This is a genomic window from Mobiluncus sp. (assembly GCF_985070215.1).
The window spans coordinates 1-15,208 of the sequence record NZ_CFKZQR010000020.1 but is presented as its reverse complement, the minus strand read 5'-3'; the positions used below and the strand labels follow the sequence as shown (position 1 = coordinate 15,208).

At 58.2% G+C, this 15,208-nt stretch carries 12 protein-coding genes and 1 pseudogene; 1 reads left to right on the top strand and 12 read right to left on the bottom strand.

Annotated elements, in window-relative coordinates; all coding sequences use genetic code 11:
• Nucleotides 1-17: 17 nt before the first annotated feature.
• From AC5LBQ_RS05360 to sucC, 11 genes are all read right to left on the bottom strand, one after another.
• A complete protein-coding gene (locus AC5LBQ_RS05360; RefSeq protein WP_295027464.1) occupies nucleotides 18-650 on the bottom strand; it encodes an ABC transporter ATP-binding protein in 633 nt (210 codons plus the stop codon).
• 9 nt (nucleotides 651-659) lie between these two features.
• The gene (locus AC5LBQ_RS05355) at nucleotides 660-1,868 is read right to left on the bottom strand and encodes an ABC transporter permease (protein ID WP_493264845.1); all 1,209 of its coding nucleotides are present in this window, start codon (nucleotides 1,866-1,868) and stop codon (nucleotides 660-662) included.
• Nucleotides 1,865-3,232 carry an ABC transporter permease gene (locus AC5LBQ_RS05350; protein ID WP_493264844.1) on the bottom strand — a complete coding sequence of 456 codons (1,368 nt, stop codon included), beginning with the start codon at nucleotides 3,230-3,232 and terminating at the stop codon, nucleotides 1,865-1,867. Before AC5LBQ_RS05350 ends, AC5LBQ_RS05355 begins: the two co-directional genes overlap by 4 nt.
• Before the next feature lie 275 nt (nucleotides 3,233-3,507).
• Nucleotides 3,508-4,725, bottom strand: coding sequence for an NADP-dependent isocitrate dehydrogenase (locus AC5LBQ_RS05345; RefSeq protein ID WP_493264843.1), 1,218 nt, complete (start codon nucleotides 4,723-4,725; stop codon nucleotides 3,508-3,510).
• A 129-nt stretch (nucleotides 4,726-4,854) separates the two neighbouring features.
• Nucleotides 4,855-6,756 carry an AMP-dependent synthetase/ligase gene (locus AC5LBQ_RS05340; RefSeq protein ID WP_493264842.1) on the bottom strand — a complete coding sequence of 634 codons (1,902 nt, stop codon included), beginning with the start codon at nucleotides 6,754-6,756 and terminating at the stop codon, nucleotides 4,855-4,857.
• Nucleotides 6,757-6,807: 51 nt separating this feature from the next.
• Nucleotides 6,808-7,170 (bottom strand): intracellular motility protein A, encoded by a 363-nt coding sequence (locus AC5LBQ_RS05335; protein WP_493264841.1) that lies wholly within the window; start codon nucleotides 7,168-7,170, stop codon nucleotides 6,808-6,810.
• Between the two features lie 92 nt (nucleotides 7,171-7,262).
• Complete coding sequence (locus AC5LBQ_RS05330; RefSeq protein WP_493264840.1) at nucleotides 7,263-9,107, bottom strand: bifunctional phosphoribosylaminoimidazolecarboxamide formyltransferase/inosine monophosphate cyclohydrolase; 1,845 nt, start codon at nucleotides 9,105-9,107, stop codon at nucleotides 7,263-7,265.
• Nucleotides 9,108-9,221: 114 nt separating this feature from the next.
• Entirely contained in the window at nucleotides 9,222-9,866 is a 645-nt protein-coding gene (gene purN, locus AC5LBQ_RS05325; RefSeq protein ID WP_307741419.1) for a phosphoribosylglycinamide formyltransferase, read from the bottom strand.
• Nucleotides 9,863-11,281, bottom strand: coding sequence for a cell division protein PerM (locus tag AC5LBQ_RS05320; RefSeq protein WP_307741420.1), 1,419 nt, complete (start codon nucleotides 11,279-11,281; stop codon nucleotides 9,863-9,865). Before AC5LBQ_RS05320 ends, purN begins: the two co-directional genes overlap by 4 nt.
• A 282-nt stretch (nucleotides 11,282-11,563) precedes the next feature.
• Entirely contained in the window at nucleotides 11,564-12,487 is a 924-nt protein-coding gene (gene sucD / locus AC5LBQ_RS05315; RefSeq protein WP_493264839.1) for a succinate--CoA ligase subunit alpha, read from the bottom strand.
• A gap of 15 nt (nucleotides 12,488-12,502) precedes the next feature.
• Nucleotides 12,503-13,663, bottom strand: coding sequence for an ADP-forming succinate--CoA ligase subunit beta (sucC, locus tag AC5LBQ_RS05310; RefSeq protein WP_493264838.1), 1,161 nt, complete (start codon nucleotides 13,661-13,663; stop codon nucleotides 12,503-12,505).
• A gap of 161 nt (nucleotides 13,664-13,824) precedes the next feature.
• Between sucC and ppk2 the strand changes: the two genes are divergently transcribed.
• The gene (gene ppk2, locus AC5LBQ_RS05305) at nucleotides 13,825-14,808 is read left to right on the top strand and encodes a polyphosphate kinase 2 (protein ID WP_493264837.1); all 984 of its coding nucleotides are present in this window, start codon (nucleotides 13,825-13,827) and stop codon (nucleotides 14,806-14,808) included.
• Between the two features lie 44 nt (nucleotides 14,809-14,852).
• Here the strand turns inward: ppk2 and AC5LBQ_RS05300 are convergent.
• Nucleotides 14,853-15,208, bottom strand: a pseudogene (locus AC5LBQ_RS05300) (ATP-dependent DNA helicase PcrA); the annotation flags it as partial.

Below are 15,208 nucleotides of genomic sequence, written 5' to 3'. Positions count from 1 at the left end.
ACCGGAGGCAAGAACTTTTACAGCTCTACAAGTTTGCGCCGCTGCAACCGCAGGGTCACGTCGGCGTTGCGGGCCAGCTCTTTCGAGTGGGTTACCACGATGACGCACTTGCCTTCCTCGTGAGCGGCCTTCTGGAGGATTTCCGTCACTCCCGCGGCGGTCGTCTCGTCCAAGTTGCCGGTCGGTTCGTCAGCCAAAATGACCGGCGCTTGTGACACTAGGGCACGCCCGATAGCGACCCGCTGTTGCTGACCGCCGGAAAGCAGCAGGACGTTGCGTTTCGCTTCTTTCGCGTCCAAGCCCAGCTTTTCCAACATATCCGTGCTGGCTTTCGAGTTGACCAGACGCAGGTTCTCTAGCGGGGTCAGGTAGTCGATGAGGTTGTAGTTTTGAAACACCAGGGAAATCTGGTGCTTGCGATGGTAAGAATAGCCCTTTTTCGCGATGTCCTCTCCGTCGAAACGGACCGTGCCCGCGGTCGGGGCATCCAGCCCGGCTAACAAACTCAACATGGTGGATTTGCCGGCCCCGGAGGCTCCCAGAATGGCATAGAACTTGCCCTTCTCAAACTCATAGTTGACGTTGTCCAGGACTTTTGCTCCTGCCCCTTTGTAGGTGTAATCGATTTGATCCAACTGTAAAATGCTCATTTTTTCTCCTTAACTCAGCTTGGAAAGAATAGTTTTCGGGGTTTGACGCATGATGGGGAACAACGCCAGCCCCAGCGCGATGATGATGACCAGGAAACCAAGGCCCAGGGACATCGCATTCCCCGCGATTCCGTTGGCGGGCGCTAACGCCGCTAACGTCTCATTTCCGGCTTTGGACAGCACCAGCTGACCCAAACTGTTTGACAGCAATCGTCCCAGGATGACTGCCAACACGGCGCCGATGGCTCCGAACAGGACCGCCTCCAGGAGGAACTGCAACCCGACTTCCAGTTTCGTCTTGCCCAGGGATAGCAGGATGCCAATCTCGGGCAGTCGCGAACGCACCCAGAACGTCGCCACCAGGGCCAAAACCAGGGCTCCCGCCAGGCAGAATCCCCACAGCAGCATTCCCAGCATCTGATCGACTCCGGAAATGGCTTGGAGTACATCGGCGAACTGCGCCGAATTGTTTTCCAGGCTCAGCTTTGGGGCCGTGGCCTGGGCCGCTTTCAGGACCTGGGGCAACTGGTCAGCCCGTTCGGTAAAGTAACGTGCCGTACTGACCTGACCACCGAGCTTTTGCAGGGCATCCAGGTTCGTGAACACCTGGTTTTCAGAGTTTCCCGAAGGCATCCCGGTGCGGTTTTCGGCTTTCCCGGAATAAATCCCCCCAATCTTTAGCCGCACCAGCGTGTTTTCGTGGCGCAGTTCCAGGGTGTCTCCCAGGTGCAGAGAATTTTTCTGGGCGAAGTCGCGGTGAATCATTGCCTCGACACCAGGTTTACCGATGTGAGAACCCTGTTCCAGGGTATAGATTTTCCCCAAGAACTCCGGGCTCAACGATGAATCACTGGTGCCTTTGATTCCTATCAGATCCCCGCCGAACTCGGGATCCAGCTGAATCCCCCCGGCGGCGCTGACCAGGCTCGCATTCTCCGGTTTCGCCGCCGCCTCGCCCTCATAAGCGTGACGTTTCACCCCCGGCAAATCAGCCAGTTGTTTCCGGGCCTGGTCGGGGAGCTGACCGGTTTGGCTGGTAGCGGTGAACCCCGCCAAAACGTTGGAACTGATGGCATCACGCACACTCAACATGGTGGATTTCACCCCGGACTGGGCCACCAGGGCGGTAAACACCAAGGTGATAATCGCCACCATCAGCAGGCTGCGCCGCGGCCGACGGACGACCGAACGCCAAGATCGTGACCACACCCCGTTCATTTGTTATCCACCAACAGGGCACGCGGGCTCTTGCGCAGCATCGGTAGGGACGCAATGACCACGACAATCGCAATCAGGACCAGCACCATAACCGCAACCTGGGTAGCGGAGGCCAGGCTCAGGTCAACAGTGAGTTTCTCTAAGGTCTTCATAGACGCCGAAGATTCCATATCCGCCCCGAACTGGCCAGCCTTCGCCATTTCTTGGGCGGCTTGGTGATTGACCGAGGACAGCACGGAGGTACCCATGCCCTGCGCCAGCATTCCCGCCCCAAAGTAGGACAGAGCGAAAGCAGGGATGGCAATAAAGATAAGCTCCAGGCCGTACTGTGCCATAATGCTCGCTTTCGTCACCCCCATCGACAGCAGGGTTCCCGTCTCTTTCTTGCGTTCGTTTAGCCACAGGCACAGCACCAGCGCCAAAATGGCCCCGGCCAGCACAAAGGTCGCAATCGTGGTGGTGTTCATGACGCTGCGGACCCCGTCAATCGCGCCGGTGATGCCCGAGAGGTATTGGGTAGAACGGGTCAGCTGGTAGCTGCGCCAGTCGATGTCTTTGGTGGAGGCGGCTTTCACCACGTCGTCAAAGTTGGCACCCTTCTTCACAAAGAAGTTCGCGTCTTGATAGATTTCGGTCGCGGGCGTGACGTTGTACAGAGTCCGGGTGGTGTCCAGGTCGGTGAACACGGTGTTAGAGAACAGCTCGTTACGTGATACCGCCCGGTCCGCGTTCGATCCGGACACAAGTCCGACGATTTCGGTGGTGACTTCATTAGTCGAGTGGTTTTGGTTATCGGCGTCATAAGGGTTGCCCTTGAGTTTCAGTTTGCTGCCGATAGTCAGGTTATTGGCTTTCGCCAAGTCCTCGTTGATGATGGATTTGTTTTTGTCCTGAGCGTTCAGGTGGCGGCCCGCCACCAGCTTCAACGCCCCGGAGCGGAAGTTATTGTCCATCTTGGTGTCGTTGACTCCCCACACGTTCACGGCGTTGCCGAACTGGGCTTCCTTAGTTTCGTCATAGTCTTGACGGTCGAGCTTTTGGGCCTTCGCATCCACCAGGTCCGCGGTGACGTTCTGGCGGGCGACATAGTTCTCTACCCCATCCATCCCGGCAATCTTTTTAATATCCGCGGGCTTCACGTTCCCCGCGCCCCGCGGGGTGCCGGTGTTGAACTGGGGGTTGTTCCCCAACACGAAGCCCTGCCCGGTTTTCGCATCGATTTCCGCCGCAGTGGCGTCAGTAGCGCGGGACACCGCGTTAGCGGACATCAGCACCGTAGACATCGCCAGGAAAATAGCGAAAATGATGATGGTTTTGATTCGTTTCCGGGCGACGTAACGCCAGGATCTTCCTACGAACGACAATAGATTCCCTCCTGTCGTGGTGTTTAGCGTAAGCATAGTGATTTCATTTGCTCAGTAAGCATAAGCAACTGCGGCCCCGCTCGCGCCCTCTAAACCTCATACCGGGGTAGTAACCTGCAAATCCGTCCTCAGACCGGGGAACCAGGCAAATCTCGAATTGGGGAGGAGCGCCCACCACAAAGGACTTCAGGCTACCAGAGCAAAACCAGACCGTAGCAAAATCACCCTAAAAATGGGGAATTCCGCGGAAGCCCGCGGAATTCCCCAGGAGCCTGCTAACTCAAGCGAGCCTGCAGATTCTCATCCAACGCATTCATGAAGTCGTCGCTGGTCAACCAGGGAGTGTCCCCGCCGACCAACAGCGCCAGGTCCTTGGTCATCTGACCGCCCTCGACAGTCTTCACAATGACGTCCTCGAGGGTCTCGGCGAACTCAATGACCGCCGGAGTGTTATCGAGCTTGCCGCGATGCGCCAGCCCACGCGTCCAGGCATAGATAGAGGCAATCGGGTTAGTGGAGGTCTTTTCCCCGCGCTGCCAAGCCCGGTAGTGGCGCGTCACCGTGCCGTGAGCCGCCTCGGCCTCAACCGTGCGCCCGTCCGGGGTCATCAGCACGGAAGTCATCAACCCCAGCGACCCGAACCCCTGCGCCACTGTGTCGGACTGGACATCACCGTCATAGTTCTTGCAAGCCCAGAGGTAGCCGCCGTGCCACTTCAGGGAGCTCGCGACCATGTCGTCAATCAACCGATGTTCATAGAGCAAACCGGCGGCCTCAAACTTGGCCTTGAATTCGGTTTCATAGATTTCAGCGAAAATGTCTTTGAACTGGCCGTCATACGCTTTGAGAATCGTGTTCTTCGTGGAGAGATACACCGGATACTTCCGTACCAGAGCGTAGTTAAAGCAGGCGTGGGCGAAATCCCGAATGGAATCGTTGAAGTTGTACATGCCCATGGTGACGCCGCCCGCCTCGGGCATATGAATCACCTCGTGCTCTATGGGCTTGCTGCCATCATCAGGCACCCAGCTCAACATGACCTTGCCGGCACCGGGAACCTTAAAGTCGGTCGCCTTGTACTGGTCGCCGAACGCGTGACGCGCCACCACAATCGGCTTGTCCCAGCCCTTCACCAATCGGGGGACGTTTTGCATGATGATGGGTTCGCGGAAAATGACCCCGCCCAGAATGTTGCGGATAGTGCCGTTGGGGGACTTCCACATTTTCTTCAGTCCGAATTCCTCCACGCGGGCCTCATCAGGGGTGATGGTCGCGCACTTCACGCCCACACCGTACTTCTTAATGGCATTGGCGGAATCGACAGTGACCTGGTCCTCAGTCTTGTCGCGATTTTCGATACCCAAGTCGTAGTACTTCAGGTCCACATCCAGGTAAGGCAAAATGAGTTTTTCGCGAATCTGTTGCCAAATAATGCGGGTCATCTCATCGCCATCGAGTTCGACAACCGGATTTTCCACTTTGATCTTCGCCATTTTTACTCCTTGTAGAGGTCAATTTTCCGGGCTTACCGCCACCACCGAAATTTTACTCGATATCGAGATAAATTTCCAGGAAAGTTTCCCCCGGAGTTGCGATTGGCTTCCCGCGAAGACTCAGCGGCCTTACTTCACCAGCTTGTCAGCGTAAAGTTCCTCAATTTCGGCAGCAAACGCCGCGGCAGCCTCCTTGCGCTTGACTTTCATCGACGGGGTCAGCAGACCGTTCTCGACGGTAAAGGCGGTCGGCAAAACCTTGAACTTACGAATAGATTCGGCGCGGGACACGCGGGCGTTTACCCGTTCCACCGCTCGCGAAATCGCCTGGAGGACCTGGGGATCCTTGGAGGCGGTCAGCGCGTCCATCGTAGGCATACCGTGGTTCTTTAGCCAGGTCGGCAACATATCCGTATCCAGGGTAATCAGGGCGGACACGAAAGGCATCCCCTCGCCTACCACCAACACTTCGTTAATCAGGGCATACTGACGCAGCGGATCTTCCAGCACGGAAGGAGCCACGTTCTTGCCCCCGGCAGTGACGATGATGTCCTTGGCGCGTCCCGTAATCCTGACGAAACCGTCCTGATCAATGGTGGCCAAATCGCCGGTCTTAAACCAGCCGTTTTCAAAAGCGGCCTCGGTCTGTTCCGGATTGTTGTGGTAGCGATGGAAGATGGCCGGACTCTTTGCCAGCAGCTCGCCGGTGGAGGAAATCTTTAGGTCAGTAGATGCCACGGCGGGCCCGACCGTGCCGATACGGTAATTCTTAATGTTGTTGAAACACAGCGGCGCGCAGGTTTCGGTCAAACCGTAGCCCTCCAACACCGGCATTCCGATGCCGCGGAAAAAGTGCCCGAGTTCTTCGCTCAACGGCGCCCCGCCGCAAATCACAAACTTCAGATTCGGCCCAAACAGCGACAAAATCCGGCGATAAACCAACTGGGAATACACCAAACGTTTCGTCCGCAGCCGCCGGCTGGGACCTTCCGCGGTATCCAAAGCCCGTGAATACGCTTCGGCGACCTTTACCGACCGAGAGAACAAGATCCGCGAAATCCGGTGCGCTCGGGCTTGGACCTGAGCCGTGTTGTAAATCTTTTCCAACACCCGCGGCACCACCATCACGTAGGACGGTGCGAATTCCTGCAGGTCTGTAATGAGGTTGCGGATATTGGGAGCATGACCCAGGGTGCCCGCCCCCCACACTTGAATCAACTGCAGGTATTGAGCCAAAACGTGAGCCAGAGGCAGGAACACCAGCAGCCGAGAGGACGGATACCCCGCGATTTCTGGCATCCACTTCATGCCGTTGGCCAGCAGTTCCATCCAGTTCCCGTGCGTGATTTCCACGCCTTTGGGCTTTCCGGCGGTCCCGGACGTATACACAATCGTGGCCAAATCGTCGATGGTCACCGCATGAGAACGCTCATCAACCTGGAAATCGGGAACGTCCATACCGGCCTTTTTGATTCTGACTACCGCGGAATCTTCCAGGCACAACACGTTTTTCAAACTACGGCCGCAATCCTGTTTCGAGCTGACCAGCTCACGCATCGCGTTCGTTTCGCACACCACCAGAGAGGGGTCGGAATCCTCTAGAATCCACGCGATTTGTTCCGCGGAATCCGTCTCATAAATGGGAACCAGCACCAGTCCGGCGCAGAATCCCGCGTATTCCAGCAGCATCCAGTCATACGAGGTGTGACCCATGATGCAGAAGCGATCCCCGGGCTGCAAGCCCATCCCAATCAAGCCACGCGCCACCGAGTGAACATCCTCGTTGAACTCCACAGCCGTCATTGACCGCCACCCGCCGAGCTCGGTCTTGCGGTCTAACAGTTTCGCGTTGGGCAGACGGCGCACCCGATCCTCTAAAGTCCAAGGTAAAGTTTGGTGCGTCTCGGCAGTAAACAACCGCGGGCAATGCCAAAACCGCTCGCCGTCCACTTCCACCCATCCGGGCTTGTCCATTGGATTTTGTGCCCGCGTGGTAATCTCATCTCGATTGTTTCGTCTCTCATCAGCCATAGGGTTAGCTTACCAACTTTCTAAATTTTCCCGTTATCGAGTTATCGCAGTTCATTCTGGCAATACCAGCATCACCAGGGTAATCCCCGCTGCTGCCGCAACCAGTACCGTGACATCAAATATAGTTCCCCGCGCCCTGGTCCAAGCATGACGGTTAGTCAGGCGAAACACCGCCAGCGCCAGCAGCGCCACAACCAGACCCCAAACCGCCGCTTGCCACCATCCGACCACGGACAACACCAACAGGACCACTACCGCGGCCCCCAACAGCAGCACTTGGACACGGCTGGGGGCATCAAACGGATGCGGACCCGAGTCAGGCACCAAGACGGGCTGGTCAGGCGTCACTGAATCCAATGCCTGCCAGTCCGGCACGGCGGGTTCGGGGGTTTGTGGCGGGTTTGTGGTGTTCAAAAGAATCCCTCGACGGTTTGCGGGGTCGGTTACAGTAATCGGACGGGACGGCGAGACCGGCAATCGCCAAATCACCGCTCCCGCCGGTGCTTCTAGTGGAAGAAGTGACGCACCCCGGTGGTAAACATCGCGACCCCGGCCTTTTCACACACATCAATGGTTTCCTGGTCGCGGATAGAACCGCCGGGCTGCACGATGGCTTTCACGCCCGCGTTAATGAGGATTTGCGGCCCATCGGCAAACGGGAAGAATGCGTCAGAAGCCGCGACCGCTCCGCGAGCTCGCTCGGGTGGAGCCGCCACCGCCAAATCCTCGGCACGAGCGCCCCCGGCCACATCGCTTTGACTCGCGGCGGCGTCTCCGGTTTCACGTCCGCCCAGGGTGTTGGCACGTTCCACCGCCAGTTTGCAGGAATCCACCCGGTTGACCTGGCCCATGCCGATGCCGACCGTCGCCCCGTCATGCGCCAAGAGAATGGCGTTAGACTTCGTGGCGCGGATTGTCTGCCAAGCAAACTCCAGGTCGTGCAGGGTCGCTTCGTCAACGTCAGGACCGCACACCTTGGTCCACCCGCTGGAACGGTCCCCCGGCTCCGCCACGTCATCACGCTGCTGAGCCAGGTATCCCCCGCTGACCTGGCGCACTTCCAGAGCCCCTCGGGCTGGCGGGGTGACACGCAGCACGCGCAGGTTCTTCTTTGCCGCCAAGGCTTTCACCGCCCCCGGCTCATAGGACGGAGCCAGCACTACCTCGGTGAATATCGGGGCAATCTGTTTCGCCAACTCCACTGTCACCGGACGGTTCACCGCGATAACACCGCCGAAGGCACTGACCGGGTCACAGGCGTGGGCTTTGCGATGCGCGGTAGCGACATCAGCGGCTACCGCAATGCCGCAGGGGTTGGCGTGTTTGATAATCGCCACGCAAGGCTCCGCGTGGTCATAAGCTGCGCGTATCGCCGCGTCCCCGTCCGTGTAGTTGTTGAACGACATTGCTTTGCCATGTAGTTGAATCGCGTTGGCGATGCCGGGAGCGGGCTTGGACTGGGGGTCCGAACCAGCTCGGTCGCAAGCCTCGATATCGTCCAACTCGGGGTGATGAGCGCAGGCGGGACAGTTGCAATCCCCGTCGGGATTCTCTTCCATCATGTCCGCAATCTGTTCAAGGTCAACGTAAAGAGCCGCAGACTGATGCGGGTTTTCCCCGTAACGCAGGGAGGCAATCCGATCCCCGGAGAGCTCCACCCATTCCGACATCACGGAATCCTCATCCGATTCATCTTGCGACGCCACCGCACCGATACTTTCCATGGCGAAACGAGTAATCTGGTCGTCAAACCAGGTAGCAATGGCAGCGTCATATTCAGCGGTATGCGCGAAAGCCTGAGACGCCAAGATTCGGCGTTCCCGCAGGTCAAAGCCCCCTGCCCGGACTGCTTCGATGACGGTGTCGTAGGCGTAGGGTGACACCACGACCGCCACCGAGGGGTGGTTCTTTGCTGCGGCGCGCACCATAGAAGGTCCGCCGATGTCAATCTGTTCCACACAGGCGTCAAAGTCGGCACCGCTGGCTACCGTGTCCTCGAAGGGGTAAAGGTTGCACACCACCAGGTCTATCGGCTCGACCTGCAGGTCCTGCAGTTGCTTGACGTGGTCAGGTTTGCGCCGATCTGCGAGGATACCGGCGTGAATGTGCGGGTGAAGGGTTTTGACCCGCCCTTCCAAGCATTCGGGAAAGCCCGTCACGTCTTCTACCGGGGTGACGGGGAAACCCGCTGCCGCAATCTTTTTTGCGGTGGAGCCGGTGGAAATGATTTGCACACCGGCTTCGACCAGAGCCTGCGCCAGTTCTTCCAGTCCGGTTTTGTCCCACACGCTAATCAAAGCCCGCTTGATGGGAATCTGAGTTTCCCTATTCCGATTTGTCGTTTCCGCCACCTTGCCTTGCCTTCCTTCATCGGGTTCATCGTTTGTATTTAAAAATCAACAGTTATTCGGACCTCTCTCGGAGCCGCAACCGCGATGCCGCAAAAGAAGCCTCACGGTTCAATCCTAGTCACTTTCAAAACCGGCACGAACTTCGTCTATCCACCAGCCGTGCTGCACCATCCGGCCGACGCTGTCGACTAACTGGGCACGTTCGGCGACTTTGATTCTCTCAGTCAACGATTCGAGGTTGTCATCGTCGTGAACCGGAACCGCCACCTGGGCCAGGATTGGGCCGGTGTCCATGCCCGGATCGACAATGAACAACGTCGCCCCCGCCAGTTTCACTCCGGCTCGCAGTGCATCGCGCGGTCCGTGAATGCCCACGAAAGAGGGCAGCAGCGAATTGTGGGTGTTGACCACGCGGGAGGGCCACTGAGCTAAGAATTTCGGACCCAATATTTTTAGGAATCCGGCGCTGACTATTAAATCCGGTTCCCAGGACTGCACCGCTGCCGTGAGCGCGCTATCCCAGGCTTCCCGATCGGGAAAGTCCCCCAAACAAACTGTGGCAGTGGGAATCCCCTGTGATTGTGCCCATTGCAAACCCCCGGCTGTTTCCCGGTCGGAAACAACCCCCACTATTTCCGCGCCGTAAGCGGGGTTCGCGGTCGCTTTGTAGAGCGCCTGAAGATTAGAACCTTCCCCGGAAATTAGCACCACCAGGCGGGAGGGGCGGTCACCGGGCAGCGTTAAGACTCGCTTCGTCATAAGTCGATTCTAGCAGTGGGAAGGGCCTCCGGATTCTTGCCCGAGACCCGCACCGCGAAGCGCCGGGTTGCTTCGCGGGTCCACGGATGATTCAGCAGGGCGGTCACCACGAAAGGCACCCCCCAAGCTAGCACCCCCGCGTAGAGGGTCGAGCCGAGAGGACCCACGTTCACCAGACGGCCCGGCCCTAGTGAACCGCTGACAAACCACACGATGAGCAGCCCGCCCAGCAGCAATCCCGCCAGGAACAGGGCCAGAGACAACGCGGTGTCAGCCAGTCCGAGCTGATGACGTCCGCCAAGGTAAAGACCCAAGCCAATCGCTAGTGCCACCGGGAAAATCAGAGGCCACCACCCTACCGGCACGTCCGGCAACCACGCCAACACCGGCACCGGAGGCAAATCTCCCCCAATGACCTGGCCGGGAGAAAACACTGTCCCTTGACCCAGGCTGATGCCCGGACCGGTGATCCACGCGGCACTCCACACCAGCAAAGTCGGCAGGTAAGCAAGGATGACCAGTACCATCGCCACGGAACCGAGCGCGTCCGGTTTCAGTCCGGTCCAGATGGTGCGCATTTGCTCCCAGCCGGTAAACATGGCCGCAACCAGAAAAACCGCGGAAAGAGCCGCGCCGCCTGCAGCGAGTACCCGCAGGCAGCGGCTCGCCAAACTCAGCCACGGCCACGGTTCACCCTCAGGAAAGAACGCGGTCACATTCCACCAGGTCAGATGTCTGGCCACGGCAAAGAACACTATCACTGCGAAAAATAACGAAAAAATGAAGGCGCGCCACACCACCAGGGAAACTGCGGCAAACCCCAGACACACCCAGCACGGAACCAGGAAGGCCAACAGACCCCACGCCAAAGCCGCGGCGTTCGGGGGTTTTGCCGCCCGCAAACTCGCTGCCAGCATCATCCCAATCAGCAGGGTGAGTCCCCACGGGGTGAGGGAAAAACGCATCGTTTCGCTGGAAAACTCGGCACGGAATGCGGCGGCAAAAATAGCATTGCCCACCGCCAGGGCATCGCTCCACTTCGTACCTTCTTCGGAAGGTGTGGTCGCTGTGGGCATCCACACCGCAATCGCCAGAAGCACCAGCACCGCCCAACTGATTGCCCAAGTCTGGAATCCCAGCCACAGGGAGCGCCAAGTTCCCGCAGGGAACAATTCCGCGCGGGTAGGTTTGCGAAATACAGAACGGAAAACAGAGCGGAAATCAAGGCGGCGAAAACGTTTTGTCGCGTTCAGTCCCGCAGAACCGGCACCGGTCAGGGACGCGGGCGAACCTGTGCGTTCCTCGCTGGGCTCGGTCGGCAGAGATTGGCCGTCAGGAGCGGTGTTGACGCGACGCTGACGCCTCCCCGGACGAGTCGGGGGACGCTGACCAGGACGGTTAGACCGTGCGTCCATAACTCTCCTCCCCGGCGCCGTGAGCCGCGCCTCGTCCCACCTAAGTATAGGAAACCCACAGAACCTCGCGGACTTGCCACACCGAAGAGGCCGCCCACGAAGGCACGGCAGGGTTTCGGCTTAAGCGATAGAAATTCGCGATTAAATCGACGTTGCTGGCCTATATAACCACCAACCCCGATTTAAGAAACAATCCCTGCCGGAACACCCGGGCAATCAGCCAAAAAAGGGCGCGGCCGAAACCTCAGTTCCGACCGCACCCGTGTAGAGAACTAGGAAAAACTATTTGCTCTGCATGATTTCGCGAGCGATGCGCGCGGTTTCGCTCGGAGTCTTGCCGACGCGCACCCCGACAGCCTCGAGGGCTTCTTTCTTGGCGGCCGCAGTCCCGGAAGAACCGGAGACGATAGCACCCGCGTGACCCATGGTCTTGCCTTCGGGGGCGGTGAAGCCCGCCACGTAACCCACCACGGGCTTGGTGACATGTTCTTTGATATATGCAGCCGCGCGCTCCTCGGCGTCACCGCCGATTTCGCCGATCATGACAATCAGTTCAGTCTCGGGATCCTGTTCAAAAGCCTCGAGGGCATCGATGTGGGTCGTGCCAATAATCGGATCCCCACCAATACCGATGCAGGTGGTGAAGCCCAAATCGCGCAGCTCGTACATCATCTGGTAGGTCAGCGTGCCGGATTTGGACACCAAACCGAGCTTGCCGCGCGGGGTGATGTCACCGGGAGTGATGCCCACATTGGACTTGCCGGGGCTGATGATACCGGGGCAGTTCGGGCCAATCATGCGCACCCCGTGGGACTTCGCGTAGGCGAAGGCGGCATTGGCGTCTTGAACGGGAATGTGCTCGGTGATGACCACCACCAGTTCCATCCCGGCGTCCACGGCTTCGATGATGGCGCCTTTCGCGCCCGCCGGGGGCACAAAGATAACCGAAGTGTTCGCGCCCGTTGCAGCCTTGGCGTCAGCAACCGTGCCGTACACCGGGACACTGACGGTACCGCCCTGGACCGAATCAGCCAGCGGACCGTAGGGAACGACGTCGAATTCAACGGTGGTTCCGGCCTTTTTCGGGTTCGTGCCGGCGACCACCTTGGTGCCGTAGGCGAGCATCCGAGTCGTATGCTTGCGACCTTCCGATCCAGTCATGCCCTGGACAATTACTTTGGAGTTTTCATCAAGAAAGATTGACATTGTGGTGCTTCTCCTTTACTTCGCGGCCAGCTGCGCGGCCTTATCGGCGGCTTCGTCCATCGTTTCCATCATGGTGACCAAGGGGTGGTTGGCGGCTTTCAGAATTGCGCGCCCCTCCTCGACCTTGTTCCCGTCCAGGCGCACCACCAGGGGTTTCGTCGCCTGGTCGCCCAAAATGCGCAGCGCGCCGATAATGCCGTTCGCGACCTCGTCACAGGCGGTGATACCCCCGAAGACATTGACGAAACAGGATTTGACCTGCGGGTCGGTCAAAATCACATCCAGACCTTTTGCCATTACCTCAGCCGAGGCGCCACCGCCGATGTCCAGGAAGTTTGCGGGTTTCGTCCCGTACTTTTCCCCGGCGTACGCCACCACATCCAGGGTGGACATAACCAGACCAGCACCGTTACCGATAATGCCGACCTGACCTTCCAAACGCACGTAGTTCAGCCCAGCCTCCTGCGCCTTGAGTTCGCGCTCGTCAGCCGCCTTGTGGTCGACCAGTTCAGCGTGTTCGGGGTGACGGTAGCGGGCGTTGTCGTCCAAAGTGACCTTGCCGTCTAGGGCGATGATCTCACCTTGCTGGGTTACCACCAGCGGGTTTACTTCCACCAGGGTGGCATCCTCGCCGGTGTAGACATCCCACAGTTTCAGGAAAACCGGCACAACTTTCTCAGCAGTTTCCGGGTCGAATCCAGCTTCGTCGGCAATCTGGCGAGCCACGACCTGATCCATGCCAGAAGCAGGAATCGGCACTTTCGCCAGCGCTTCAGGCTTTTCTTTGGCGAGCTGCTCGATTTCCATACCGCCTTCGACCGAGCACATCGCCAGGTTCTGGCGGTTAGCGCGGTCGAGCAGGATCGAGAAGTAGAACTCCCGGTCGATGTCAGCACCTGCCGCCACCATCACTCGGTAAACAGTGTGACCTTTAATGTCCATACCCAAAATCGCCTGGGCGTTCGCTGCGGCTTCCTCCGCGCTGCGAGCCAGCTTAACGCCGCCAGCCTTACCGCGACCACCAGTCTTAACCTGGGCTTTTACCACTGCCAGCGGAGCGCCCAGGGCGGTGAAAGCAGCCTGAGCCTCCTCCACAGTGTTTGCGACTTTGCCCGGCAAAACCGGGACATCATGCTTATCAAACAGGTCACGCGCCTGGTACTCGTAGAGATCCACGCTGTTCCTTTCGTTCTAGAAATTATGTCTCGACATCGAGATATTTCTAGTCTATCGAAAAAAAACAAATTTTCCACCCCGAGAATTGGGTTGCAGCTACAAAAATGCGTCTATGCTGAAAATATGCCTTTTGAGGACATTAGGAGCAAAGGAGCGCCGCTATGTCAGACCACGCTAGCCCGGATCAGATATCGAAATCTAAGCCGGAACCACCCCTCAAAGTTCCCACCAAAATCTATGAGACTGAGATGTACCGGCTACAGACCGAGCTGGCAAAACTGCAGCGATGGGTAAAGCAAACCGGAGCCCGCATCGTAGTAATTTTTGAGGGACGAGATGCCGCTGGGAAAGGCGGCACCATCAAACGACTGACCGAGTACCTCTCCCCGCGTGTCGCTCGGGTCGTCGCGCTGCCCACCCCTACGGAACGCGAAAAAACCGAATGGTATTTCCAGCGCTACATTTCTCACCTGCCCGCCGCTGGGGAAATCGTAATTTTTGACCGGTCTTGGTACAACCGTGCCGGAGTTGAGAAAGTCATGGGGTTCGCCACCCCGATTCAGGTACAAAAGTTTATGCAGCAGTGCCCGGCTTTTGAACGAATGTTGGTCGAGGACGGCATCATGCTGCGCAAATACTGGTTCTCAGTGTCCGACAAAGTACAGTACGAGCGGTTTTCCCGGCGGTTGCACGATCCCTTGCGGCAATGGAAACTGTCCCCCATGGACTTGGAATCCATCACCCGGTGGGAGGACTATTCGCGAGCGAAAGACGAGATGCTGGTGCATACCGACACGACGGAATGCCCGTGGTACCAGGTGCCTTCGGACTCTAAAAAAGCCGCGCGGCTCAATATGATAGCCCACTTCCTGTCCACCATCCCCTATACGGATTTGCCCAGCGATACTGCCCCCATCACCTTGCCCGAGCGGCCGCCCTCGAGCGGGTACGTGCGCACTTCATTGGAGACGGTTCGTTCGGTGCCTGATCATGCCGCCGAAGTGGTGGCACGCGCCAAATCCGGGGAGATTCCGTTTGTAACGTTGGACACCTTGCCGACTGAGACGCAATCACCAACCGCTGGCATTCACGAGGGCGACACTGGCGACAAACCCAAGAAAAAGAAGAAGAAAAAGAAGAAGTAGCTGAAGTTCACTGTAGACCGGTCTAATCTGCCGGTCTACAGTGTTTAATCAACCACAGTGAGCGGGGCAAAGTTCAGCAGCAACCGTTTGGCAGTCCCCGTGCGGAACTTTACGGTGGCGATGGCGCCTTTGCCTTGACCTTCCAAGCCGGTAACTTTACCTTCCCCGTAAATATCGTGGTGGACTCGCTGACCAACATGAAGTTCGGGAATTTTGCCCGCCGGTTTCGCTTTCGCGGTTCTAGCCGGTGCGGCTGGCGAGTCTGTGCCACCAGCCAGGTCACGCGCCGTGGTGAGCCCAATCCGCGAGTTGGCGAATTGGCTCCCACCCGCGGAGCTAGACCCTCGTGACCCGGACGTTCCCCGACCGCCACGGTATGTGCCGTAGCCACTCGCAGCTC